Here is a 26,065-nt window from a genome sequence, read left to right as displayed (position 1 = left end):
TGTTGACTAAGGCGAAGAGAAGAGTAGTTCAGGCGCGCCAAGGGCAGACCGCGTGAATCAGAAGTTGATATTACTCAATCAGCTGCGCCTTCGCAGGGCCGTCAGCGGACTTTATTCGCGCAATCGTTACCGGGAACGTTGCCAACGTAACCGATAAAAAATAGCGGCGGTGGGTGCGTACTCACTCGAACCCAGGGTGTATGCGAAAAATTCAGGGCAGCGAAGCAGCACTGGCAACGTTCCCGACAACGATTGCACAAATAAAGAAGCTGACTAAGCCTAAATCTGCTGCGTAATCGGCTTACTATTAAGTTCTGATTATTCCCACCAAATCGTTTTCCTATGACTTCTACCCGTACGCATTCCGGCGCTTCAGCGTCGGCATTCCGGTATTGGCTAGCCCTGTGTGTGCTGCTAACTACCTTTCTCCTGAGTAGTGCCGCACAGGCCCAGACCTACGATGCGGTAGTAGCCCAGGATGGCTCCGGCGCTTTCCGCACGGTGCAGGCCGCCATCGACGCCGCGCCTACGGCCCGCACCGCTAACTATACCATCTACATCAAGAACGGCCGGTACAAGGAGAAAATCAACGTGCCGAGCAACAAGCCATTTTTGCAGCTCATCGGCCAGAGCGTGGCTAACACCATCCTGACCTACGACGACTTTTCGGGCAAGCCCAACCCGGCCGGTGGTACGTTTGGTACGTCCAACTCGGCTTCGGTTACCATCAACGCCACCGACTTCTCGGCTCTGAACATCACCTTCGAAAACACGACCGGCGACGCGCCCCAGGCCCTGGCCATCAACGTGAATGCCGACCGGGCTGCGTTCAAGAACTGCCGCTTCCTGGGTGGCCAGGATACGGTGTTGGCCAACGGCAACGGCCTGCGTCAGTACTTCCGCAACTGCTACATCGACGGCACCGTGGACTTCATCTTCGGTAGCTCCCGCGCCATTTTCGACCGGTGCGTAGTGTACGCCAAAACCCGCCAGGACGGCCTCGGCGGTAGCTACATTACAGCCGCCAACACCCAGCCCGGCCAGGCTTTCGGCTACGTATTCCGCAGCTGCACCATTCCGGCCAACCGCGGCACGACTACCTACGTGCTGGGCCGCCCCTGGCAGAACTCGACCGGCAGCGTACCACTGGCGGAAAACAAAGTAGTGTGGCTCAAAACCACCATGGCTACCGGCGTTATTAAGCCCGAGGGCTGGAGCACCTGGGATGCCGGCACCAACACCGCCCTGATTACCTACGCCGAGTACAACAGCCGCAAATTCGACGGCCGCCCCATCAATGTGAGCCAGCGCGTGAGCTGGTCGAAGCAATTCACCCCGGCCGATACGGCGCAGTATTCCATCAGCAACCTGTTTGGCACCTGGGACCCTTGCACCGTCAATTCGAGCATCTGCACCACCTTCACGCCTGATATTGCCGTCACGAACCTGCGCGCCGTGAAAGGGGCCAGCACCGCCACTTTCACCTGGAACATGGCCTGGGCTATCAATCAGGTGAAGTTTGAGGTGTTCCGTGCTTCCACCCGCAAAGGCACCTACGCCAAGGTTGGTACCGACATTGTAGCTGCCAACGACACCACCTACAACTACCAGACGGCCGACGCGCTGCCTGCCGCCGGTGCTGCTTACTACTATTACATCCGGGCCTCCAAAACCGGCCTGGCTACCCAGATTACTGATACGCTCGAAGTGTCGCGCGTCCCCACCGTTACCATCACCGGCAGCCTGGGTACCTTCGCGCAGTATGCCAACGGCCCTTCGGCAGCCCGTACCTACCAGATGGCCGCCGAAAACCTGACCGCCAACCTGACCGTGACGCCGCCCGCCGGCTACGAAGTATCGCCCAACGGCGGCCTCAACTGGTTTACACCCACCACGCCGCTGGTCCTTATTCCGACCAATAACGTTGTGGCCAACACCACCATCAGCGTGCGTCTCAACGCTACGGCGGCGGGCAGCTACGCCGGCAACATCGTGCACAGCAGCCCCGGTGCGGCCTCGGTTACAGTGCCGGTAAGCGGAACGAAAGTGAATACCAGCGCCCCGGTTTCGGAGCGGCTCCAGATGTGGTCGATGCGGGTAAGCGCCCAGGACAGCGCCGCCATCCGCTCGCCGCGCGTGGCCGCCAGCACGCCCACGCTGCGCCGGCTCTACGTTTCCAATGGTACTACGGTAGCTGGTGTGCCAGCCTACTCGTCACGCTACGGCCAGGCTTTCGGAGCCAGCACCAACGGTGACGGTTCGTGGGGTACGGCTTCGCCCGTGCTGGGTCCGGGCGGCAACCTGAACCGCCGCTTCTACGAGCAGTTCACCATCACGACCACCGGCAGCGCAGCCCGCATCGACTCTGTGCTGCTGTGGTCGGCGTTCTATAATACCAACAGCAACACCAAGCTGGCGGTAGTGTACTCCAAAACCGGCTTCACCACTGCTGACTCCACCGACGTATCGGGTGGTATGGGCCCAAGCGGGGCGCTGAATAGCACCGCTAACGGCGCTTTCGCCACGCCTATCGTTCTCAACAACCAGAACACGGGCACCAACCAGAACTACCGCCTGGCGCTGGCCGGGGCTAGTGGCGTACAGCTGGCCGCCGGCCAAACGCTGACAATCCGGATGTACTGGAGCTGCGGCAGCGGCAGTTCGGGCCGCTACGGTCTGCTGCGCGACGTGCAGGTAAAGGGCGAAGCCCTGACTATCACCGGCACGCACGCCGCCGCTGCTTTGGCTGCTGGCCTGGCCGTGTACCCCAACCCGGCCCAGCAGGTAATGACCCTGACCCACCCCAAAGCCGAGGCCAACGCCACCGTGACGGTGTACTCGTTTGACGGCCGAAAAGTGGCGACTTTCAGTACCAAGCCCGGCACCGAGCAGACCCCGCTGAAGCTGGAAAGCTTGGCGAAAGGCACCTACCTGCTGCGCTACAGTAGCGCCAAAGAAAGCCTAACGACTAAGTTTGTCAAAAACTAGCCTCCGCTAAAAAACGGCCCCGGAAATTGCTTCCGGGGCCGTTTTTGCTTTAAGTAGGTACCAGTAACAATAGCTCAGACCGCCCTGCACGCGGTAACCAACTCATTACTGAATGGTAAAATCAACCCGAATTTTCCTGCTGGCTGCTTTGGCGGCTATTTTCTGCCTGCCCCGCTTCACGGCGGCCCAAACCTCTTCCCTGTCGAAAGTATGGGTACCCGACCTGGGCAACGGTACTTATAAAAACCCGGTGCTGTATGCCGACTACTCCGACCCCGATGTGGTGCGGGTGGGCAATGACTACTACCTCACCTCATCGAGCTTCAACGCCGCACCCGGTTTGCAGATTCTGCATTCCACCGACCTGGTCAACTGGACCATTATCGGTGCGGTATTCACCCAGCAACCCCCGCAGGCTCGCTACGACCTGCCCCAGCACGGCAACGGCGTGTGGGCACCCTCCATTCGCTACCACAAAAAGAAGTTCTATATCTATTACCCCGACCCCGACCTGGGCATTTTCGTGACGCGGGCCGACAACCCGGCCGGGCCCTGGGAAGCGCCGGTGCTGGTGAAGGAGGCCAAGGGTTGGATTGACCCCTGCCCGCTCTGGGACGAAGATGGCAAAGCCTACCTCGTACACGGCTTTGCCGGGAGCAGGGCCGGTTTCAAGAGTGTGCTGGCTGTGAGCCGCATGAGCCCCGACGGCCGCAGCCTGCTCGGCGACGACGTGCTGGTATTCGACGGGCACGAAAAGCACCCCACGATTGAAGGCCCCAAGTTTCACAAGCGCAACGGCTACTACTACATTCTGGCGCCGGGTGGGGGAGTGGCTACCGGCTGGCAGGTGGCACTGCGCTCTAAAAGCGTGTTTGGCCCCTACGAAGACCGTATCGTGATGGACCAGGGCAAAACCACCATCAACGGGCCGCACCAGGGCGCCTGGATTGACACGCCGACCGGCGAAAACTGGTTTATGCACTTTCAGGACCAAGGGCCCTACGGCCGCGTGGTGCACCTGCAGCCGATGGTGTGGAAAAACGACTGGCCGGTAATTGGCAACGACCCCGACGGCGACGGTAAGGGTGAGCCGGTACTTACCTTCCGCAAGCCGGCTACCAAAGGTAAAGCTGCCGCGCTGGCCACACCCGCCACCTCCGACGAATTCGACTCGAACCAGCTGGGCCTGCAGTGGCAGTGGCACGCCAACCCGCAGGTGGGCTGGGCTTTCCCGACCGGTGCAGGCTATCTGCGGCTGTACTCGGTGCCGCTGCCTACTGATTTTAAGAACTTCTGGCAGGTGCCTAATCTACTGCTGCAAAAGCTGCCGGCCGAGGTATTTACCGTCACGACCAAGCTCACATTTACGCCCCGCTTCGAAGGTGAGAAAACCGGCCTGATTATGATGGGCCTGGACTATGCGTACCTGTCGGTAACCAACCAGGGCGGCAAGCTCCAGCTGAGCCAGACCACCTGCCAGAACGCCGACAAAGGCACCGCCGAAACTACGGCCGCGCCCGTAGCCACCATGCCGGCCGGGCAGCCCGTGTACCTGCGCGCGGCCGTAGCCGCGGGTGCCAAGTGTCAGTTCAGCTACAGCCTCGACGGGCAGACGTTTCAGCCGGTAGGCACGGCGTTTCAGGTGCGGGAAGGCAAATGGATTGGTGCCAAAGTGGGCCTGTTTTGTACCCGGGCCGGCAAAACTAACGACGCCGGTGCGGCTGATGTAGACTGGTTTCGGGTGGAATAACTGCGCGGAATCTTGCTTAGAAAGGCCTTCAGCTGCAACTGGAGGCTTTTTCTGTTTTCAGCCGGTGCTCCTTTCTCGGTAGCTCGGCCAGTTCTACCGCTCACAGTCGGCACGTAAACTAGTAGGCTGCTGTGCGCGAGGTAAGATGGTGAGTGTAGACTCAGCCGATTAGAAAAATACAATAAGTAAAATTGATGGTGAAAAGGCCGGCAAAAATAGAGGAAGGCTAAGGATATGACTATTAGGAGGCTAGTATAGCAATAAACCCGGTTTAATGGAACGACGGCAACGATGCCGGGAACGTTTGCACAAATAAAAAAGCGTGGATTCTTCGCTTTTGCCGGGGGTTAGTGTAAACTTATAGAACCGGTGAATCGGCTAACAGTACAAAATTAGCCCGACTAACAGGTAAGAGTGCAAAACGCATTCTGGTCTTTCTACTGCTTTTCTTTCGCCTGTCCGGTAAGTCTCTCCACACCATCCGGCCACGCACAGCAGCGAAGCCCGTCAATTGAAAATTTCAAATTCCCACACCTAACGTCACATGAGAAAGCACCTACTGTTCCTCTGGCTGCTACTGAGCGTCGCGCTGCACGCGGTAGCCCAGCAGCGCAGCATTCAGGGAGTCGTCCGATCCACTGAGAAAGATGAGCCTCTACCCGGGGTAACGGTTGTTGTGAAGGGAACCACCAACGGCGCCTCTACCGGCCCCGATGGCACGTTTTCCATCACCCTGCCCGCCAATGCTACCGACGTTACCCTGCGCCTGAGCTACATCGGCTTCGTGTCGAAAGACGTGAGCGTGGGTAGCCAGAACAACATTACGGTGCAGCTGAGCCCCGATACCAAGCTGATGGAAGACGTGGTGGTAATCGGCTACGCGGCCGTGCCCCGCAAGGACATCACCGGCTCCGTATCGTCGGTAAGCGCCGCCCAGATTAAGGACGTACCGGTAAACTCAGCCGCTGAAGCCCTAACGGGCCGCCTGGCTGGGGTGCAGCTTACTTCCTCGGAAGGTACGCCCGGTGCCGATGTGCGCATCCGGGTGCGCGGCGGCGGCTCTATCACCCAAGACAACTCGCCCCTGTACGTAGTAGACGGCATGCAGCTGGAAAACGCGCTGTCGGTTATTTCGCCCCAGGATATTGCCTCGGTTGACGTACTGAAGGATGCCTCGGCCACGGCCATCTACGGTGCCCGCGGTGCCAACGGCGTGGTTATCATCACGACCAAAAACGGTATCGAAGGCCGCACTACTATTAACTACACCGGTTTTGCCGGCGTGCGGCAGTTGGTTAAGAAGCTGGATGTGCTCAAGCCCGGCGAATACATTGATTTACAGTACGAGCGCGCCTCGCGCCAAAGCGCCGACCTGGCTACGTTCCGTAGCGCCTACGGCTCCAGAAACTTCACCAGCGATACGCTGAACCTGGCTCGTCAATCGCCTTTCACCGACTGGCAGGAAGAAGTATTCGGCCGGGAAGCTTTCCAGCAGACGCATAACCTCACCGTTTCGGGTGGTGGCAAAGGCACGGTATACTCGCTGAGCCTGACCAACAACACCGAAAAAGGCATTCAACTGGCGTCGGAGTTCAACCGCAAGCTGGTGAGCTTCCGCCTCGACAACAAGGCTACCGACAAGCTGCGCATTGGCTTCAACGTGCGTCTCAACGACCAGACCGTCAACGGTGCCGGCACGGCCAGCGGTGGACTTTCCAGCTCGTCGCGCCTGCGCAATACGATACAGTACCGGCCCTTTACCAACAACCTGGGCAGCGGCGTAGTACTCGACCCCACCCAGGAAGACGAAGAATACTATATTTTGAGCGGTGGCAACAACGGTCTGATTAATCCGATTGTATTGGCCAACGCCGAGTACCGCCGCGACATTCAGCGCCTGGCTAACGCCACCACTTACGCCAACTTCAACTTCACCAAGGCCCTGAGCATCCGCTCGACCTTCGGCGTTGACTACCGCATCACGCGTTCCGAAGCCTTCAACAGCAAAGTAACCAGCGTGGCCCGCCAGAACGGCAACCAGCCCACGGCTTCCATCGGCACCGGTACCCAACTCACGCTCAACAATTCGAACGTGCTGAGCTACAAGCTCCAGGCCAAAGGCCGCCACGCCTTCGACGCGCTGCTCGGCCACGAAGTGTTCCAGACGCTGAACAACTCGCTCAACATCTCGGCCCTGTACCTGCCGACCAACATCGAGCCCGAAAAGGCTCTGGCCAACTTCAACCAGGCCCAGGCTCCGGCCGGCTTCGTGCAGCCTTCGCCAACCACTAACGAAGACCCGAACCGTATTCTGTCAGCTTTTAGCCGCGTGAACTACTCCTTCGACGACAAGTACCTCTTCACCGGTACAATGCGTGTTGACGGCTCGTCGAAGTTTGCCGCTGGTAAGCGGGTGGGCTACTTCCCGGCTGCTTCGGTAGCATGGCGCGTGTCGAAAGAAGGCTTTATGCAGTCGTTGGCTATGGTAACGGACCTGAAGCTGCGCCTGAGCTACGGCCTGTCGGGCAACAACCGCATTGCTAACAACCTGTTCCGTGAGACGTTCATCTCGAACGGCGTGGAATACTCGCTGGAAAACGGCCGCACGCCCGGTCTGGCTACTACGTCGCTGGCTAATCCCAATCTGAAGTGGGAAACTACTCGGGCGCGCAACTTGGGCATGGACCTGAGCTTGTTCAACAACAAGGTGCAGATTACGGCTGATGCTTATTATAACACCACTTTCGACCTGCTGATTGCCCAGCCCGTGCCCGTAACCTCGGGCTACACCACGCAGCTGCGCAACATCGGCGAAACTTCTAACCGCGGCATTGAGCTGCAGATCAGCAGCACCGCCATCCAGACGCCCGACTTCACCTGGTCGCTGAACGGCAACGTGTCGATTAACCGCAACCGGGTGGAAAGCCTGGGCGGCCAGCCCTACCTGCCCGGCATCAACTCGGGCTGGACTTCCGACACCGGTACCGACTACCTCGTAACGCCGGGCCAGCCAGTGGGCCTCATGTTTGGCTATGTAACCGACGGCTGGTATAAAGTGGAAGACTTCAACGCCACGCAGGCGGCCAACGGTACTTGGAACTACGCGCTGAAAGATGGTATTCCGAACAACAACATCGTGGTGGCCGACAACACCGGTACCACGGTAAACGGGGTAATTCAGCCCACGCCGGGCGCCGTTAAGTTCAAGGACACCAACGGCGACGGCCTCATCACCACCGACGACCGGCAGGTAATTGGCAATGCCAACCCTAAGTTTACCGGTGGCCTGAACCAGCAATTTGCCTACAAAGGCTTCGACGCCAGCGTGTTCCTGAACTTTGTAGTTGGCAACGACATTTACAATGCCAACAAGATTGACTTCACCAGCAGCTACAACCCCAACCAGAACGTGCTGGGCATCATGCGCGACCGGTGGCGCACGATTGACGACCAGGGCAACGTAGTAAGTGAGCCTACTGCTTTGGCCGCTCTCAACGCCAACGCCAAAATCTGGCGTCCGACGCGGGGCCGCTACCTGCTGCACTCGTGGGCTATTGAAGATGGCTCGTTCCTGCGCGTAAACAACATCACCATCGGCTACACCCTGCCGAAGTCGCTGACGCTGCGGGCCAAGCTGACCCAGGTTCGTTTCTACGTGACGGCCAACAACATCTACACCTTCACCAAGTACAGTGGCTACGACCCGGAGGTGAACACCCGCCGCGCTACGCCGCTTACGCCGGGCGTTGACTATGCCGCTTATCCGCGCAGCCGCGCTTTGTTGTTCGGCGTGAATCTCTCCCTCTAATTTCCCACCCCGATGTTCACGATAAAACGCTCTATTTTTCGTCCGGCCCTCACGGTGGCTGCTATCAGCTGCCTGGCTGCGACTTTCTCCTGCAAAGATTACCTCGACGTCAGCCCCGCGTCTTCCTACATCAGCGACGACGTATTCAGCAGCGTGGCCAACGTCAACAGCGCTATAGTTGGTGCCTACGACCCACTGTCGGGTGATGCTGGTTACGGCGTGCGCCTCTCGACGGGCTACCCCTCCGACACGGACGAAGGCCAGAACCGGGCCGGTGCTGCCGACGGAGGTAGCCGCGACATCAACCGCTACCGCGTAACGTCGGGCACCACCGAGCTGCCGGCGCCTTTCACTACGCTGTATCTGGGCGTGGAGCGGGCCAACATCTGCATCAAGAACATTCCGCAGATGGACCTCTACAAGAACGGCAGCGCGACCGAGCAGAAGGCCTTGCGCCGGATGCACGGCGAAGCACTGGCGTTGCGGGCGCTTTACTTTATGGAAATCGTGCGCAACTGGGGCGACGTGCCCGCGCAGTTTGAGCCGTCTTCGGCTTATTCCGACTTGAACCTGCCCCAGACCGACCGTAACGTTATCTACGACCAGATTCTGGGCGACCTAGCCCTGGCCTCACGGCTGCTGCCTTGGCGCAAGGAGTCGGATGCTAACGCCTACGAGCGGTTTACCAAAGGTGCTGCCAAGGCTCTGCGGGCCCGCATTGCACTGGCCCGCGGCGGCTACCGCGCTAATGCCCGTACCGGCCAGATGGAGCGCCCATCCGACTATCTGAACTACTACACCATGGCCCGGGCCGAGTGCGATACGCTGCTCAAAACCCGTAGCCAGCACACGCTGAACCCGAGCTTCGAAGCCGTGTGGCGCAATATCAACGAGTCGCGCTTCGACGTTTCGTACGGCGAAATCATGTTTGAGGTAGGCATGGGCTCAGGGTCGGCTCTTTCCGACAGCAAGCTGGGCTACAACAACGGTCCGCGCCTAGATGTAAACTCGCGCTGGGGCCAGGGTGGAGGCTCGTACACCATCAATCCGAACTACTTCTACGCCTTCGACTCGACCGATGTGCGCCGCGACGTGACGGTGACGCTTTACCAGACCACTGCCGCCACTCCCAACACGCAGACCAGCGCCACGCTGACGACCCTGCGCGACGGCAAATTTCGCCGCGACTGGCGCGTGCCGATTCTGACCGGCTCCTCGCAGAACCTGGGCCTGAACTGGCCGATTATCCGCTTTGCCGACGTGCTACTGATGTTTGCCGAAGCCCAGAACGAACTGGCCGGCCCCAGCGCTGCTTACAACGGCACTACGCCGGTAGCGGCTCTGGAAGAAGTTCGGAAACGTTCGTATCCTACGGCGTCCTACAAGGTGCTACCCGCTGCGCAGGTGGGTTCCAAAACCACTTTCTTCGATGCGCTGGTAAAAGAGCGGCTGCTTGAATTCGGCGGCGAGGGTATCCGCAAGTATGACCTGATCCGCTGGAACCTGCTTGGGGCCAAAATAGCCGAAACCAAGGCCCAGCTCACGGAAATGCGCAACGGTACCGGGGCTTACGCCAACATTCCGCTGTATGTGTACGGCTATGCCGTAAACGACCAGTTGCGCTACGCCCGCTCACTCTACCGTCCGTCGTTCAGCAACGCCAGCACGCTCAGCAACTACACGCTACCCGGCACCACGACGGTTTCCAACCGCTTCAGCTGGCGCCAGGCGCTGGGTGGCACCTCTACTTTCATCGAACTGTTTGCGGCCAACTACGTGCCCAATACCGGAGATGAGCTGCTAGCCTTCCCACAGGCCGTGGTTGACACGAACCCTAACCTGAAGCAGAACTTCGGCTACTAATCAACGCTTACAACAGCCCGGCAGCTGAGATTTTGACCAAAGCCAGGCTTCCCACTGGAAGCCCGGCCGCTGGTGAAAATTTCAGCTGTCTGGTTAGTAGGAATGCAGAATGGCTGCCTGGCGTCTGCCAAAACCAGCCGATGAATACCATTTACACCCTGCCGGAGAAACCACCGGCGGAGGCAGCCGAAGGAAAGCAAACCCGAGACGACAAGCCGCTGTCATTATGAACTACCTCTCCCAAGACATGGAAACGCAGCCGGGCGCGGCGGCTCTGCCCGAAAAAGTGCTGCAGTTTGGCACCGGCGTGCTGCTGCGTGGCCTGCCCGACTACCTCATCGATAAAGCCAACCGCCAAGGCCTCTTCAACGGCCGCATCGTGGTGGTCAAGTCGACCGACGGGGGCGACATCAACGCCTTCAGCCGCCAGGACGGGCTCTACACGCTCTGCATCCGGGGCGTGGCCGATGGGCAAACGGTGGAGGAAAACGTGGTGTGCTCGGCTATCAGTCGGGTGCTGTCGGCCAAAAGCCAGTGGGCCGACGTGCTGCGCGTGGCCCGCACCCCGGAACTGCAGGTGGTCATTTCCAACACCACCGAGGTGGGTATTCAGCTCGTATCCGAGTCGATTCAGCAGACGCCGCCCCACTCGTTTCCCGGCAAGCTGCTGGCTGTGCTGTATGCCCGCTACCAGGCCTTCGATGGCGCGCTGGACAAGGGGCTGGTGATTGTGCCCACGGAGCTGATTCCCAACAACGGCTCGAAGCTGGAAGGCATCGTGCTGGAGCTGGCCCACCTCAACGGCCTCGACGCGGACTTTATCGAGTGGCTCGAAGCGGCCAACCACTTCTGCAACTCGCTCGTGGACCGCATCGTGCCCGGCCGCCCCGACGCGGCCACCCAGGCCGCCCTGGAAGAGGAGCTAGGCTACTCCGATGACTTGCTCACGATGTCGGAAGCCTACCTGCTCTGGGCCATCGAAGGCGACGAGCGGGTGCGGCAGGTGCTTTCCTTCGAACAGGTGGATGCCGGCGTCGTCATTCAGCCCGACATCAACCAGTTCCGGGAGCTGAAGCTGCGGATGCTCAACGGCACGCACACGCTTAGCTGTGGCCTGGCCCTGCTCAGCGGTTTCGATACCGTGCGCGGCGCCATGGACGATGAGGTATTGGGTAGCTACATCACCAGCCTGATGCAGGACAACCTGCGCGCTGGTATTCCCTACCCGGTGGCCGATGAAGTGTCGCGCGAGTTTGGCCGCCAAGTACTCGACCGGTTCCGCAACCCGTTTGTGGAGCACCGCTGGCTGGGCATCACGCTCAACTACACGGCCAAGTTGCAGATGCGGGCCGTGGCCACGTTGGTGCAGTACGCCGAGCGATACCAGAAAGTGCCCCAGTGCGCGGCTGTGGGCTTCGCCGCCTACCTGCTCTTCATGCGCGGCACCCGCCAGCAGGACCATACCTGGTATGGCGAGCTGAACGGCGAGGAATACCCGATTCAGGATGAAAAAGCCGGCTATTTTGCCGACCTCTGGCAGCGCCTCACGCCCGCCGAGCTAACCACCACCGTGTTGCGCAACCAGGCCCTCTGGCACCACGACCTGACCACGCTGCCGGGCTTCGCGCCGCAGGTGGCTGCCTACCTGGAGCAGATGCTGGAACAGGGCGTGTATGCCACCGTGGCCAGCCACCTAAACGCCCAGGTTTCGGCCTGATTGTATTGAAAAACACATAAAAAGCCTGGGCCACGTAGCTGTTGCCCGGGCTTTTTTATGTTGAAATTGGCCCGCCAAAAATTGTCAGACCGTAGCCCTATCCTACATGAGAAACTTTCTGCTGATCCTGATTCTGGCCTTGAGCGGCGGCGTGGCCCGGGCCCAAAAGCCCTACGACGTGCTCGACTGGAAAGCCAACGTGTCGCTCAACAGCGCGTTGCAGCAGCAGGTGCGGCAGCAGTACAACGGCCGTCGCACCGCCCTGGCCCAGGCGCTTTCCTCCGAATCCGGCCTGCTTGCCTACCGCGACAGTGCCCGGGCCCGTTTCCGCCGCCTGCTCGGGCCGCTGCCGGCTCGTACTCCCTTGAAGGCCCGCGTTACCGGCACTTTGGCCCGCGCCGGCTACCGCATTGAGAAGGTAGTGTACGAAAGCACGCCTCGCCACCACGTGACGGCCAACCTGTACGTGCCCGACGGCGCGAAAGGCCGCCTGCCGGGCGTGCTGCTGTTCTGCGGGCATGAGGCCGAGTCGAAGGCTACCGAGTCGTACCAGAAAACGGCCATCCTCTTCGCCACCAACGGGTTTGTGGTGCTGATTATCGACCCGATTTCGCAGGGTGAGCGGTACCAGCTGGCCGATGCCGCCGGCAAGCCCCTCACCCGGGGCGGCACTACCGAGCACACGCTGCTCAACTCCCAATTGAACCTGTTGGGCACCAGCGCCGTGGCCGCTGAGCTCTGGGACAACGTGCGCAGCCTCGACTACCTGCTTACGCGCCCCGAAGTGGATGCCGAGCGAATTGGGGCGCTGGGCAACTCGGGGGGCGCTACTCAAACCGCTTACTTCATTGGCTTCGATGAGCGGGTAAAGGTGGCCTCGCTGTGCAGCTACGTAGTCAGCGGGGAGAAAGTGCTGGCCCTCACCGGTCCCTCCGACGGCTGCGTGCAGATTCCTGGTGCCGGCCAGGCCCGGCTCGACGCGGCCGACTGGCCCATCATGTTTGCCCCCAAGCCTTTGCAGATTCTGGCCGGCCGCTTTGACTTCGTCGATTATACTATTATTCAGGACGTTGACCGGGAACTGCGGCAGGTGTACGCGGGTCTGGGGCAGCCAGAAAAAGTAAGCCTGTTTACCTACGACGACGGCCACGGCATTTCCCAGCCCAAGCGCGAAATGGCCGTGCAGTGGTTCCGACAGTGGCTTTACAACGACCCAAGCCCAGTACGGGAAGGTGCCTTGGCCACGCTCACCCCGCAGGAGCTCTGGAGTACCAGCACTGGCCAGGTTACCACGGCCTTTAAAGACGAGTTGACCCTTGTGCAGCGCAACCTGAACGAAGCGGAACAACTGACCCGGCAGCGGAAGAAAGCCGGGCAGATTCGGGACTTACCGGCCATTATCCGTCGGCAGCTCAGCTTGCCGACCGAGCTAAGCGCGCCCGTGGCTGTGGAGTGGAAGGAAACCATTCAGTCCCATGATATTGCGCTGCGCAAGCTCATCATCCGGCGCGAAGGGCAAGTGCCGCTGCCGGCGCTGCTGGCACTGCCGGCCGGCGAGGCACCGGTAGCCAAAGTGGTGCTGTGGCTACCCGAGCGTGGCAAGCGTAGCCTGGCCGATAGCACGGCGCTGCTCACCAGCTACCTGCGGCAGAATTACGCCGTGTTGCTCACCGACCTGCGCGGCCTGGGCGAAACCACCGACCCGGAGGCCCTCAACGACAAGAAATTCTACAACCGCGAGTACCGTAATGCCCTCATGGCCCTGCACGTGGGGCAGCCGCTGCTGGGTCAGCGTGTGGTAGATGTATTTATGGCCCTGAGCTTTATTGGGCAGGAGCCCCGCCTGCGGGCCGCGCCGGTGGCCGTGTACGCCACGGGGCGGGCCGCGCCGGTAGCCTTGCACGCGGCTGTGCTCACGCCCGCTATTTCCACGCTGTGGCTGGGTCCGGGCGTCACCTCGTTTCGGCAGGCGCTGACGCAGCCCACGGGCAAAGACTGGTACTCGCTGGTACTGCCGGGTGTACTGCTGCGCTACGATTTGCCCGACCTCACTGCCGCTCTGGGTCCGCAGCGCCTGTTGGCCACGCTCAATCCCTGAAGCCTGAGGGCTAAATAAAGTTGCCGCGGGCAGGCCGGAAACAAGGTCTATGCAAACGGTTGCGGTAGTTTTTCTGGTCCAAATAGCGGATTGAACCAGTATTAAACGCGTTATTTAGGATTCCAAGCGTCAAACTCAGGCAGTAGAAAGGTAGCTTTAGCCAAGCTTTTCCGGCGCTGCTTTTCCCGGCCCCGTGCTCCACCCCGAATTCCCTACTCTTTCCTTGTTTCAATGAATCAACTCGCCACTTTAGATTACATCGTCTTCTTTGTCTATTTCCTGATTGTATCGGGCTATGGCATCTGGATTTACCGCCGCAAGACTGGCCACGACGGCACCCTCGAAGGCGACTCCAAAGACTACTTTCTGGCCGAAGGCTCCCTGACGTGGTGGGCCATCGGCTCCTCGCTGATTGCCTCCAACATCTCGGCCGAGCAGTTTGTGGGTATGTCGGGCTCAGGCTTCAAGATGGGCCTGGCCATTGCTACCTACGAATGGATGGCAGCCCTCACGCTCATCATCGTGGCCGTGTTCTTCATTCCGGTGTACCTGAAGAATCACATCTTCACGATGCCTCAGTTTCTGCACCAGCGCTACAACGGCACGGTGGCCATGATTATGGCCATTTTCTGGCTGATGCTCTACGTGGTTGTCAACCTGACCTCGATTCTCTACCTGGGTGCCATTGCCATCAGTAGCATTGCGGGCCTCAACCTCACGTTTTGCCTGTATGCCCTGGCCGTATTTGCCGTCATCATCACGCTGGGTGGCATGAAGGTAATCGGCTTTACGGACGTGATTCAGGTGTTCTTCCTGATTCTGGGCGGTTTGGCTACCACTTACCTGGCCCTGGATATGGTGGCCGACCACTACGGGCAGTCGGGCGTTATCAGCGGCTTTAAGCTGATGCAGGACCAGGCCGCCGACCACTTCCAGATGATTTTCGAGAAGGACAATCCCAACTTTATTGACTTGCCGGGCCTCACGGTGCTGCTCGGTGGCATGTGGATTGTGAACCTGAACTACTGGGGCTGCAACCAATACATTACCCAGCGTGCCCTGGGCGCCGATTTGCCCACGGCCCGCGCCGGTATTCTGTTTGCCGCTTTCCTCAAGCTGCTCATGCCCGTGATTGTGGTACTGCCCGGTATTGCGGCCTACGTGCTCTACAAACAGGATGTATTTGGAGCTACCGAGTTTGGTGAAGGTGCCAACCTGAACCCCGACCGCGCCTACCCCGTGCTGCTCAACATTCTGCCCGTGGGGCTGAAAGGCTTGTCCTTCGCGGCCCTCACGGCGGCCGTAGTGGCCTCGCTGGCCGGCAAAGCCAACTCCATTGCCACAATCTTCACTCTGGATATCTACAAGAAAGTGCTGAACCCGGAGGCTTCCGAAAAGAAGCTCGTGGTGGTGGGCAAGATTGCCGTAGTAGTGGCCATGATTTTGGGCGTGCTGATTGCGCCCCACCTAGGCATCGACAAAAAAGGCGGCTTCCAGTACATTCAGGAGTACACCGGCTTCGTGTCGCCGGGCATTTTTGCCATGTTCATTCTGGGCTTCTTCTGGAAGAAAACGACGTCCAACGCGGCTCTGTTTGCTACCATCGGCGGCTTCTTGCTGTCCATCATGTTCAAGTTTCTGCCCGGCCTCGTGGATCTGTCGTTCCTGGCCCCGCTGGGCTTCGCGGTGAAAAGTGAGGCCGGTGTCTACGAAATTCCTTTCCTCGACCGGATGGGCTTCGTGTTCGTCATCTGTATTGTAGTGATGGTCATCATCAGCCTGTTTGAGACCAGCCGCGGCGTGAAAACCAAGGGCCTGGAGGTAGATTCGAGCATGTTCAAGCCTCAGCCCAGCTTCACCATCGGTGCCATGGTCATTGCCGTTATCCTGACGGCGCTGTACACCATCTACTGGTAAGTCAGAGTAGGAGGGAAGCCTCCGCTTTAACGTTTGCAAAGGCGGCTGCACTGTTGTGCAGCCGCCTTTTTTGTAGCGCGGGCTTTATTAACTCGCGTGGCCCGCGCCGAATAAGTTGTTCTGGCCCGCGAACTACAAAGTTCGCGCTACGCCAAAAGCGGTAATTGTGGCATCGTTCCCGGCAACGTTTGCGCAACTATTCTCCCGCTAACCGGCTTTTTCGGTCGCAAATTGGCTTTACTTGCTGCTACGCGTAACCCGATGCGGGGAAGTGGCGGGCCTGAAATGCCGGCGGCAAGCCCCAGGCGGGAAACGTGAAAATGCTCGTTCTACTCTCCGCCCACCCGTATGTCGCATCGTATTCTTACCGCCGTGGCGGCCGTTGGCCTGCTGGCGCTGCTGGCCTTCGCTGCGCCTCCAGCGGCTGGTATTAAGGTCTACCTCATCGGCGATTCGACCATGTCGAACAAAGAGGAAAAGGCTTTCCCCGAAACTGGCTGGGGCATGCCTTTTCGGTACTTCTTCGACGAAACCGTGACGGTCGACAACCGGGCCCAGAACGGCCGCAGCACCAAGTCGTTTCTGGCCGAAAACCGCTGGCAGCCCGTGGCCAATGACCTCAAGCCCGGCGACTACGTCTTCATCCAGTTTGGCCACAACGACGAGGTGCCCACCAAGGCCAACTACACGCCCGAAGCTGATTTTCGGGCCAATCTGCTGCGCTTCGTGCTCGAAACCCGCGCCAAAAAGGCTACCCCGGTGCTGCTCACGCCCGTGGCCCGCCGCAAGTTTGACGCGGCCGGCAAAATCGAGGAAACCCACGCCGTGTACGCCACCATCGTGCGCAGCCTGGCACAGGAGCAAAAGGTGGCCCTGATTGATCTGGACGCGGAAAGCCAGGCGCTGCTCCAGCAGTTCGGGGTCGAAAACTCGAAGCTGCTCTTCAACCACCTCGCGCCCGGGGAGCACCCCAACTACCCCGCCGGCCGCGACGACAACACCCACTTCAGCGAGTTAGGCGCCCGCAAGATGGCCCAGCTCGTGCTGGCCGACATCCGCACCCTCAAGCTGGAGTTGGCCAATCGTATTGTGAAGCGCGAAGTCAAGAAAACCGTGGACGCCCAGGCCCGCTAACCCCCACCAATTATGCTGAAAAACTTGCTGAAACGCACCTGGCCGCTGGCTTTGCTGCTGGTGCTGTCCTTTGCCGGAGCACCGCCGAAGAAGATCAAGCTCTACCTCATCGGCGACTCCACCATTGCCCAGAAGATCAAGCAGACCTACCCCGAAACCGGCTGGGGGATGCCGCTCTACACGTTCTTCGACTCGACGGTGGTGGTGGACAACCGGGCCCAGAACGGCCGTAGCACCCGCACCTTCATGGCCGAAAACCGCTGGCAGCCCATCGTGGATGCTCTGCAGGAAGGCGACTACGTCTTCATTCAGTTTGGCCACAACGACGAGGCCCAGGACAAGCCCGACCGATACGTGTCGCCGGCCGACTACCGCAAGAACCTCATCAAGTTTGTGACCGAGACGCGCTCCAAAAAGGGCAATCCGGTGCTGATTACGCCCGTTACGCGCCGCAAATTTGATAAGGAAGGCAAGGTGGTGGAGACCCACCCGGCCTATTCCGCCGCCACCATGGACGTGGCCCGGGAACTGAAAGTGCCCCTGATTGACCTCGACAAGATGAGCCGGGAGCTACTGCAGAAGTACGGCGTCGAAAACTCCAAGCTGCTCTTCCTGCAACTTGAGCCCGGCGACCATCCCAACTACCCTTACGGCCGCAACGACAACACACACTTCAGCGAGTTGGGCGCCCGCAAGATGGCCCAGCTGGTTGTAAGTCAGGTTATTGCCCAGAAAATGCCGCTGCTGTCGGAGCGCATCGGCAAGCCTACGGCCAAGAATGCCATACCGCCTGTGGCCAATGGCAAGGACGCTCAGCCTACTACGCCATGAGCAGAATACTAAGCCTTATTTGCATGCTCTGGCTGCTGGCCGGCCGTGCCTTTGGCTACGATTTCGTGGTGGCCCAGGACGGCTCCGGGCAGTACCGTACGGTGCAGGAAGCCTTCAACGCCGTGCCCGACTTCCGCAAGAAAGTCACCACTATCTTTATCAAGAAGGGCATTTATAAGGAAAAGCTGGTGCTGGCCGGCTCCAAGAATCTGGTCAAAATCATTGGGGAAGACCGGGAGAAAACCGTGCTGACCTACGACGACTACAACCAGAAGAAGAACATCTTCGGCGAAGACAAAGGCACCTCGGGCTCGTCGAGCATCTACATCTACGGCACCGACTTTTCGGCCGAGAATATCACCTTTCAGAACTCTTCGGGGCCCGTGGGGCAGGCCGTGGCCGTGTGGGTAGCCGGCGACAAAGCCCGCTTCCGCAACTGCCGCTTCCTGGGCAATCAGGATACGCTCTACACCTACGGCTACGGCAGCCGGCAGTATTACCAGAACTGCTACATCGAGGGCACCGTCGACTTCATCTTCGGCTCCAGCACGACCTTTTTCGAGGATTGCACCATCTTCTGCAAGAAGCCCGGTGGCTACGTCACGGCTGCTTCCACCCCCGATAGTACCCGCTACGGCTACGTGTTTATGCGCTGCAAAATAACCGGCGACGCGCCGGCCGGCAGCTTTATGCTGGGCCGGCCCTGGCGGCCCTACGCCAAAACCGTGTTCCTGAACTGTGACTTAGGCCAGCATATCGGGGCCGCCGGCTGGGACCATTGGGGCAAGGAAACCAACAAGCAAACCGCCTTTTACGCCGAGTACCAGAGCAAGGGCAAAGGTGCTCAGCCCAAGCAGCGCGTGGCCTGGAGCCACCAGCTCACCGACGAGCAGGCCAAAGAGTACACCCGCGAGAAAGTGTTTCGCAACTGGGACCCGACTAAAGACTAGCGCTGCCACCTGGCCGGCGCGTTGGTAGTAGTTGTCTCCTTAATTTCTGCGGAATGAAAGTAAGGAGACAATCGGTATTGCCTTTCCATCCGCACTGAACTTCTCATCATGCCCCTTCCCCGACTTCTGCTGGCCACTGGCTTGCTGCTTGCTACTACCCGGCTCCAGGCCCAGACCACGCCGCCCGTATCAGCTCCTGCCGCCCCGGCCACTGTTGCCAAGCCGGCCCCTACGCCGGCCCCGCCGCAAGTCACGCGCATGACGGTGGCCCCGGACGGCTCCGGCGACTACCGCACCATTCAGGAGGCCGTGAATGCCTCCCGGGATTTGTCGCAGGTCACGGTCACTATTTTCATCAAAAACGGCACCTACCGCGAGAAGCTGGTGGTGCCCGCGCACAAAACCAACGTGCTACTGCTGGGGGAGAGTAAGGAAGGCGTTATCATCAGTTTCGGCGACTACTCCGGCGACGCACAAAAGCACAGCACCTACACCTCCCACACGGTACTGGTGCAGGCCAACGACTTTACGGCTGAGAATATCACTTTCGAAAACTCGGCCGGACCGGTGGGGCAGGCCGTGGCCCTGCACGTGGAAGGCGACCGGGCCACGTTTCGCAACTGCCGGATGCTGGGCAATCAGGATACGCTGTACATGGCCGTCGAAAACAGCCGCCAGTACTACCAGAACTGCTACATCGAAGGCACCACCGACTTTCTGTTTGGCACCGCCACGGTGGTCTTCGAGGGCTGTGAGCTGCGTAGTAAGCGCAATTCTTACATCACGGCAGCTTCTACTACGGCTCACCAGACGTACGGCTACGTGCTGCTCAACTGCAAGCTCACGGCCAACGACGAGGCCAAGAAGGTGTATCTCGGCCGGCCCTGGCGGCCCAATGCCAAAACCGTGTTCATCAACTGCGAAATGGGCGCCCACATCACGCCCGCCGGCTGGGACAACTGGCGCAACCCTGACAACGAGAAGACAGTGTTCTACGCCGAATACAACTCCTCGGGTCCCGGTGCCAAGCCCAATGAGCGCGTGAAATGGGCCCGTCAGCTCACGGCCAAAGAGGCGAAGAAGTACACGCTCAAAAACATTTTCGCCGGCGGCGAAGGGTGGGAGCCAGTACAGAAGTAGGAGGGAAGGGGCAAACAGATCAAGCATGACGGCCTTTGCCCAACAATGGCAGCCCGCGAGATGCTTCGCTGCATTCTGCATGATGTTCAAATAAAGCTCAACCCGAATGATGAAAACCCTTCTGCTCCTGTGCTGTGGCCTGCTCCTCACCCAGACTGCCCTGGCCCAGACGCCGGCCGCTGCGCCGGTGAAAAAGACGGTGAAGGACTTTCCGCACACCGGGGAGCCACCCATGCCGCCGGTGAAGCCCATCCTCGACACGCCCCTGCGCGACGCTAGCATCTGCCTCGGTCCCGACAAAACCTACTACCTCACTGGCACCATCGGCCCCGACTTTATGGTGAGCAACGAGGGCATCAAGGTGTGGAAGTCGAAGGACATGAAGAACTGGGAGCCGCTGGGGCTGGTGTGGAGCATTGAGCGCGACGGAACCTGGCAGAAGCAGTGGACGGTGAAGAACGGCAACCGCCGCCGGGCCCTGTGGGCACCCGAAATCCGCTACCTCAACCACAACTTCTACATTGCCTACTGCGTCACGGGGCTGGGCACGGGCCTGCTGAAAAGCACCACCGGCCGCGCCGAAGGGCCCTACATAAGCACCAACACCCCCGACGCGCCCCTGACGCCCACCGGCATCGACGCGTCGCTGTTTCAGGACGACGACGGCCGGGTGTACTTTCTCTACGGCAGCGGCAGCATCGCGCCCATGAACGCCGACCTGAGCGCCCTCACCGGCCCGTTTGTGCCTCTGCGCAGTGCGGTAGCCGATACCGACATCGACCACCACCACCCAAACCGGCCCTGCAAAGACTCGGAGCTCAACCACGTAGGCTTCGAGGGCGCGTATTTGTTTAAAGCCAATGGCCGCTATTATCTATCTTGCGCCGAGCGGTATTATGAGCGCTACCACTGCATGACGGCCGAATCGAAGACGCTGCTGGGGCCTTACGAGCCGCGCTACGTATCGGTGCCGTACGCGGGCCACAACGTCTTTTTTCAGGACGTGAAAGGCAAGTGGTGGAGCACGATGTTTGGCAACGACGACGACGCGCCCGTGCAGAAACAGGCCGCCGTAGTACCCGTCGAGTTCGATAAGCAGGGCCACATCCGACCCGTGGTGAAATAGAAAAAACAGTTGTGAGTAAGCCGTGAGAGAGTATCTGCTGTTCGTCGACACCGAAACCTCCGGCATCCCGCACGACTGGGCCCAGCCGTACTCGGCGCTGGGCAGCTGGCCCCACATTGCCCAGCTGGCCTGGGTCGTGTGCTCCCGCGACGGGCAGGAAATCAAGGTCGAAAACCACTACATCCTGCCCAGCGACTACGACGTAAGCCCCGCCTCGGTGCGCGTGCACGGCCTCACGTACGAGTTTTTGCAGCAGCACGGCCAGCCCCGGCACGAGGTAATGCAGCGCCTCTTCGACGATTTGCGGCGCTACCAGCCCCTGGTGGTGGCCCACTTCATGAAGCTCGACTTTCACATGCTGGGCGTGGGCTTCCACCGGGCCGGGCTCGACAACCCGCTCGAAACGCTGCCTACCTTCTGCACCATGCTTACCACCAGCCGCTTTGTGCGGGCTGGCCGGCAAGGTTACCTGCGCCTGGGCGAGCTGTATGAGCGGCTGTTTCACGCCCCGCTCCAGCGCCAGCACGATGCCCTGGTGGACGCTTACGCCACGGCCCGGTGCTTCTTCGAGCTGTGGCGGCAGGGCGACATTACCGAGAAAATCATTGCAGCCCAGCCGCCCCTGCGCCGCCCCGTAGGAGCCGCCAGATCAAACCGTTCAGCTATACTTGCCGGGGTGGCGCTGCTGCTACTGCTGTTGCTGGCTGCTTACTTTATATTCCTCTCCTAGATGACCGACCGGATAGAATTTCTGCGCACTGTGAAGCCCTTCGACGTGCTGCCTGAGGATGTGCTGCGGGAAATTGCCGATCTGCTGGAGGAAGTCAGCCACCCGCGCGAGGCCATTATCTACATGCAGGATGTGAGCAAGCTGCGTGGCATTGATATCGTGGTGGAAGGCGGCTACGAAACGTTTTTCTATGACAGCCAGCAGAACAAGCGCCTCGTGGAGCAGTGCGGACCGGGTTGCTGCTACGGCGGCATTTCGGTGCTGCTGAACAAGAAACGCTCGTTGCGCACGGTGCTGGCCCGCAAGGGTACCAAAGTGTATTTCCTGCACCGCCGCGACTTCCGGGCCCTCTGCCAGGCCTACGACGGGTTCTTTCACTACTTCACCAACAAGTACGGCCAGCGGATGCTCGACGACGAGTACGCGCACTTCGTGAAGCTCAACCAGGGCAGCGTGGGCCAGAACTACATTGCCTCCGACCAGCTCTACTCGCGCCGGCTCGAAGGCGTAGAACTGCGCGACATCGTGGCCTGCCCCGGCGCTACGCCCATTCACGAAGTGGCGCGCCGCATGGCCGAGGCCCGCACCAGCTGCTACTTCATCACCGACGACGAGCCCAGCGGCGCCATCAGCGGCTACGTCACCGACATTACCCTGCGCGACAAAGTGGTGGCCGGCCTCACCGATGCCCGTCAGCCGGTGCGCACTATTGCCGACGCGCCGGTGGTAAGCATCAGCAACCAGGCGTTTGTGTATGAGGCCATTCTGCTTATGTTCCAGACCAAGACGCGCTACCTGCTGGTGCGCGACGAGCAGGAGCAGTACGTAGGTTTCGTGAGCCGCAACAAGCTGCTGAGCGACCAGGCCCAGTCGCCGTTTATCTTTATTCAGTCGGTAAAGCAGGCCGTGTCGGGCACGGAGCTGCGGCGGCGCTGGGAGCAGGTGCCCGAAATGGTGTACCAGCTCCTGGACCGCGGCGTGAAGCCTGAAATCGTGAATCAGCTCATCACCAGCACTTCCGATACCATTGCCCTCAAGGTTATAGAGGGCGTGATTCAGGAGCTGGGGCCGCCACCGGCGCGGTTCGTGTTTATGGTGCTGGGCAGCGAAGGGCGCAAAGAGCAAACCCTGCTCACTGATCAGGACAATGCTATTATCTACGAAGACAAGGCCAACGAGCAGCGTGAGGCCGTGCGCGACTATTTCAAGCAGTTTGCCACCCTGGTTTCCGACCAGCTCAACGCCATTGGGTTCAGCTTTTGCGAGGGGGGCTTCATGGCCAAAAACCCGAAGTGGACGCACTCCTTATCCCACTGGAAACGCAACTACACCGAGTGGATTACCGAGTCGAACCCCGAGGCGGTAATGCAGTTTGCGGCCTTTTTCGACTGCCGCTACCTCTACGGCGACGCCTCCATTATGGAGGAGCTGCAGGAGTTTCTGAGCGAGCAGTTGGCGGGTCCCCACGACCGGTTTTTCTACTACATGGCCATCAATGCCCTGCAGTTTGAGGCGCCGCTCACGTTCTTTCGCAACATCCGCACCTTCACCGTGGGCTCCCAGCAGGTCTTCAACCTGAAGAAAACCATGACGCCCATCGTGGATCTGGCCCGCATCTACGCCCTGAAACACCGCATCTTCCTGACCAATACCGGCGAGCGGCTGGCGGCCCTCAAGGAGCAGGGCGTGTTTACCGACAAGGAATACCACGAGCTGCTGCAGTCGTATTACTACCTGATGGGCATGCGCCTGAAAAAGCAGGCCGTACAGATCATCAGCGACAAAACCCGCCCCGATAACTACCTTGACCCCAAAACCCTGACCCGGGTGGAGGAAGTCAGCCTGAAGGAAATCTTCAAGGTAATCGGCGACTTCCAGCTCAAAATCAAGGTCGGCTTCGCCAAGACGCTGTAACGGCAATCTGCCGCCGCCACCCGCAAAACGCACTTTTTATGCCCACTACCACTTCTTTCGGCACCACCCACGATGGTACCGCGGTGCAGCTCTACACGCTCACCAACGCCCACGGGCTGCAGGTGAGCATCACCAACTACGGCGGCACTATCACCAGCCTGCTCGTGCCCGATAAAGACGGAAAGCTGAGCGACATCGTGCTGGGCTTCGACAACGTGAGCGGCTACCAGAGTCCGGAATACCTCAAGTCGGGCCCGTACTTCGGGGCCTTGATTGGCCGCTACGGCAACCGCATTGCCAAAGGCAAGTTCACCCTCGATGGCAAGCAGTACACGCTGGCTACTAACAACGGTCCCAACCACCTACACGGTGGCCAGAAGGGCTTCGACAAGGTGGTGTGGCAGGCCGAGCCCGGCACTTCGGCCGATGGGCAGACGCTCACGCTCAGCTACTTGAGCAAGGATGGCGAGGAAGGCTACCCCGGCAATCTGAACGTGATGGTCGTGTACACGCTCACCAACGACGATGCGCTGAAAATCGACTACTCGGCCACGACCGACAAGGCTACGCCTGTTAACCTCACCAACCACGCCTATTTCAACCTGAGTCTGGGCCAGAGCGACGATGTGCTGGAGCACGAAGTGACGCTGCACGCCAGCCGCTACACCGTCGTCGACGACACGCTGATTCCGACTGGTGAGCTGCGCCCCGTACCCGGTTCGCCTTTCGATTTTACCCGCCCGCACCACATCGGGGAGCGAATAGAGCAAGTGCCCGGCGGCTACGACCACAACTGGGTGCTGAACCCAGGCAGCGGCGACGGGGCGCACCCGGCGGCCCTGGTATACGACTTTGCCTCCGGCCGCACCCTTACCGTGACTACCACCGAGCCCGGCGTGCAGTTTTACACCGGCAATTTTCTGGACGGCACGCTGCAAGGCAAAGACGGTATTACCTACGGCAAGCACGCGGGCTTCTGTCTCGAAACCCAGCACTTCCCCGATTCGCCCAACCACGCCGATTTTCCCGGTACCATCCTGCACCCCGGCACTCCGTTGCAGAGCACTACGGTGTATGCGTTTGGGGTGCGAAAGTGAGTTTGCCGGCAAGAATAACCAGTATTTCTGACTTGCCGCTAAGCTGAACACTAGCCTTGGGCACGCCGCCGACTGCAAGCGGTAAAAAAGGGCATTCAGGCTTCTGTGGGCCTTATTTGTTTGTATTCGAAGACGTTTTTTACGAGTGCAGTAAGAGGGTGCTGGAAGGAGCTACTCAGCACTGAAGACACGATTTTAGTCAACGCCAGTGTCGGGTTTGCCGTAAGAGGCCTTACTGTGATATACTCACGGTTTGTAATTCTCTCTACATCTCACCAACCTCTCACTCTATGAAAACTGCTTTTGCCCTCGCCGCTCTGCTTGCCGCCGGTGTTACTTCGGCTTCGGCCCAAACCACCTCGGGCTCCACGACTTCTAGCACTACTACCGGTACTACGGTCGGCACTACGACTTCGGGCACTACAGTCGGTTCTACTTCCGGCTCGATGACCAGCGGTGCCTCTACCAGCGGCACTATGACTACTCCTACGACCAGCGGCACGGGTACCACCAGCGGCACCTACAATGGCACTACCGGTACGTATAACGGTACTACCAGCGGCACCATGGGTACCACTAGTGGCACTGGTACGATGGGTACTACCAGCGGCGCTACCACCACCGGCACGATGGGTACTACCAGCGGCTCCACAGACATGGGCACCACTTCCGGCGCTACCATGGACAGCGACAAAACGAAAATGAAAGCCGATAAAAAAGGCAAAATGAAAACCCGTGATGCTAACATGAAAACCAAGGCTAAAGCCAAGCCCGGTATGTAATTTTGGTTAGCGACACCAACTGAAAAATCCCCGATAGCTCACATGCTGTCGGGGATTTTTTGTGCCTGGTTTGCCCGATTTTTATTCTCCTGTTATCCGACGTAATTACAATTGATTCTTGCCAATTAAGAGCCTATTATGATTAGCAGAATTAAAATAGAAAAGCTAATTGCTTACAAGGTAGATAGCAGTTATTACAGACATAAAAAAAGGCCCGTCG

Annotated in this window: 16 protein-coding genes; all 16 read left to right on the top strand. The window is 59.5% G+C overall.

The genetic code is table 11. The annotated features are described in order from the left end of the window. Nucleotides 1–408 precede the first annotated feature (408 nt). The 16 genes from LGH74_RS16985 (at nucleotide 409) to LGH74_RS16910 (ending at nucleotide 25,845) form a co-directional block, all read left to right on the top strand. Nucleotides 409–2,988, top strand: a complete 2,580-nt coding sequence (locus tag LGH74_RS16985) for a pectinesterase family protein (RefSeq protein WP_226177475.1) — start codon at nucleotides 409–411, stop codon at nucleotides 2,986–2,988. A 112-nt stretch (nucleotides 2,989–3,100) separates the two neighbouring features. Continuing rightward, a complete protein-coding gene (locus LGH74_RS16980; protein WP_226177473.1) occupies nucleotides 3,101–4,738 on the top strand; it encodes a glycoside hydrolase family 43 protein in 1,638 nt (545 codons plus the stop codon). Nucleotides 4,739–5,282: 544 nt separating this feature from the next. Beyond that, nucleotides 5,283–8,546, top strand: a complete 3,264-nt coding sequence (locus LGH74_RS16975; protein WP_226177471.1) for a SusC/RagA family TonB-linked outer membrane protein — start codon at nucleotides 5,283–5,285, stop codon at nucleotides 8,544–8,546. A gap of 12 nt (nucleotides 8,547–8,558) precedes the next feature. Then, nucleotides 8,559–10,409, top strand: a complete 1,851-nt coding sequence (locus LGH74_RS16970) for a RagB/SusD family nutrient uptake outer membrane protein (RefSeq protein WP_226177469.1) — start codon at nucleotides 8,559–8,561, stop codon at nucleotides 10,407–10,409. Nucleotides 10,410–10,635: 226 nt separating this feature from the next. Beyond that, nucleotides 10,636–12,126, top strand: a complete 1,491-nt coding sequence (locus tag LGH74_RS16965; protein WP_226177467.1) for a tagaturonate reductase — start codon at nucleotides 10,636–10,638, stop codon at nucleotides 12,124–12,126. Between the two features lie 106 nt (nucleotides 12,127–12,232). Beyond that, entirely contained in the window at nucleotides 12,233–14,224 is a 1,992-nt protein-coding gene (locus LGH74_RS16960) for an alpha/beta hydrolase family protein (protein WP_226177464.1), read from the top strand. A gap of 231 nt (nucleotides 14,225–14,455) precedes the next feature. After that, complete coding sequence (locus LGH74_RS16955) at nucleotides 14,456–16,141, top strand: sodium/sugar symporter (protein WP_226177462.1); 1,686 nt, start codon at nucleotides 14,456–14,458, stop codon at nucleotides 16,139–16,141. 348 nt (nucleotides 16,142–16,489) lie between these two features. After that, nucleotides 16,490–17,275 carry a rhamnogalacturonan acetylesterase gene (locus tag LGH74_RS16950; protein WP_226177460.1) on the top strand — a complete coding sequence of 262 codons (786 nt, stop codon included), beginning with the start codon at nucleotides 16,490–16,492 and terminating at the stop codon, nucleotides 17,273–17,275. 12 nt (nucleotides 17,276–17,287) lie between these two features. Beyond that, on the top strand, nucleotides 17,288–18,106 hold the full coding sequence (locus LGH74_RS16945) for a rhamnogalacturonan acetylesterase (protein ID WP_226177459.1): 819 nt from the start codon (nucleotides 17,288–17,290) through the stop codon (nucleotides 18,104–18,106). Beyond that, entirely contained in the window at nucleotides 18,103–19,056 is a 954-nt protein-coding gene (locus LGH74_RS16940; protein ID WP_226177458.1) for a pectinesterase family protein, read from the top strand. Before LGH74_RS16945 ends, LGH74_RS16940 begins: the two co-directional genes overlap by 4 nt. Before the next feature lie 108 nt (nucleotides 19,057–19,164). Beyond that, complete coding sequence (locus LGH74_RS16935) at nucleotides 19,165–20,196, top strand: pectinesterase family protein (protein WP_226177457.1); 1,032 nt, start codon at nucleotides 19,165–19,167, stop codon at nucleotides 20,194–20,196. 106 nt (nucleotides 20,197–20,302) lie between these two features. Next, nucleotides 20,303–21,322 (top strand): family 43 glycosylhydrolase, encoded by a 1,020-nt coding sequence (locus LGH74_RS16930; RefSeq protein WP_226177456.1) that lies wholly within the window; start codon nucleotides 20,303–20,305, stop codon nucleotides 21,320–21,322. 22 nt (nucleotides 21,323–21,344) lie between these two features. After that, the gene (locus tag LGH74_RS16925) at nucleotides 21,345–22,052 is read left to right on the top strand and encodes a 3'-5' exonuclease (RefSeq protein WP_226177455.1); all 708 of its coding nucleotides are present in this window, start codon (nucleotides 21,345–21,347) and stop codon (nucleotides 22,050–22,052) included. Then, nucleotides 22,053–23,966, top strand: coding sequence for a DUF294 nucleotidyltransferase-like domain-containing protein (locus LGH74_RS16920; RefSeq protein WP_226177454.1), 1,914 nt, complete (start codon nucleotides 22,053–22,055; stop codon nucleotides 23,964–23,966). 38 nt (nucleotides 23,967–24,004) lie between these two features. After that, entirely contained in the window at nucleotides 24,005–25,063 is a 1,059-nt protein-coding gene (locus LGH74_RS16915) for an aldose epimerase family protein (protein WP_226177453.1), read from the top strand. Nucleotides 25,064–25,353: 290 nt separating this feature from the next. Further along, the gene (locus LGH74_RS16910) at nucleotides 25,354–25,845 is read left to right on the top strand and encodes a hypothetical protein (RefSeq protein WP_226177452.1); all 492 of its coding nucleotides are present in this window, start codon (nucleotides 25,354–25,356) and stop codon (nucleotides 25,843–25,845) included. The last annotated feature ends 220 nt before the right edge of the window (nucleotides 25,846–26,065 follow it).

This window comes from Hymenobacter lucidus, assembly GCF_020447265.1.
Lineage (GTDB): Bacteria > Bacteroidota > Bacteroidia > Cytophagales > Hymenobacteraceae > Hymenobacter > Hymenobacter lucidus.
This window is presented reverse-complemented; position numbering and strand designations above follow the sequence as displayed.

What these genes read in the sequence shown, in the direction of transcription:
- LGH74_RS16915 (WP_226177453.1), top strand. Translation starts at nt 24,005, where the DNA reads ATGCCCACTACCACTTCTTTCGGCACCACCCACGATGGTACCGCGGTG.
- LGH74_RS16965 (WP_226177467.1), top strand. Translation starts at nt 10,636, where the DNA reads ATGAACTACCTCTCCCAAGACATGGAAACGCAGCCGGGCGCGGCGGCT.
- LGH74_RS16970 (WP_226177469.1), top strand. Translation starts at nt 8,559, where the DNA reads ATGTTCACGATAAAACGCTCTATTTTTCGTCCGGCCCTCACGGTGGCT.
- LGH74_RS16930 (WP_226177456.1), top strand. Translation starts at nt 20,303, where the DNA reads ATGATGAAAACCCTTCTGCTCCTGTGCTGTGGCCTGCTCCTCACCCAG.
- LGH74_RS16980 (WP_226177473.1), top strand. Translation starts at nt 3,101, where the DNA reads ATGGTAAAATCAACCCGAATTTTCCTGCTGGCTGCTTTGGCGGCTATT.
- LGH74_RS16960 (WP_226177464.1), top strand. Translation starts at nt 12,233, where the DNA reads ATGAGAAACTTTCTGCTGATCCTGATTCTGGCCTTGAGCGGCGGCGTG.
- LGH74_RS16945 (WP_226177459.1), top strand. Translation starts at nt 17,288, where the DNA reads ATGCTGAAAAACTTGCTGAAACGCACCTGGCCGCTGGCTTTGCTGCTG.
- LGH74_RS16955 (WP_226177462.1), top strand. Translation starts at nt 14,456, where the DNA reads ATGAATCAACTCGCCACTTTAGATTACATCGTCTTCTTTGTCTATTTC.
- LGH74_RS16950 (WP_226177460.1), top strand. Translation starts at nt 16,490, where the DNA reads ATGTCGCATCGTATTCTTACCGCCGTGGCGGCCGTTGGCCTGCTGGCG.
- LGH74_RS16935 (WP_226177457.1), top strand. Translation starts at nt 19,165, where the DNA reads ATGCCCCTTCCCCGACTTCTGCTGGCCACTGGCTTGCTGCTTGCTACT.
- LGH74_RS16940 (WP_226177458.1), top strand. Translation starts at nt 18,103, where the DNA reads ATGAGCAGAATACTAAGCCTTATTTGCATGCTCTGGCTGCTGGCCGGC.
- LGH74_RS16920 (WP_226177454.1), top strand. Translation starts at nt 22,053, where the DNA reads ATGACCGACCGGATAGAATTTCTGCGCACTGTGAAGCCCTTCGACGTG.
- LGH74_RS16975 (WP_226177471.1), top strand. Translation starts at nt 5,283, where the DNA reads ATGAGAAAGCACCTACTGTTCCTCTGGCTGCTACTGAGCGTCGCGCTG.
- LGH74_RS16910 (WP_226177452.1), top strand. Translation starts at nt 25,354, where the DNA reads ATGAAAACTGCTTTTGCCCTCGCCGCTCTGCTTGCCGCCGGTGTTACT.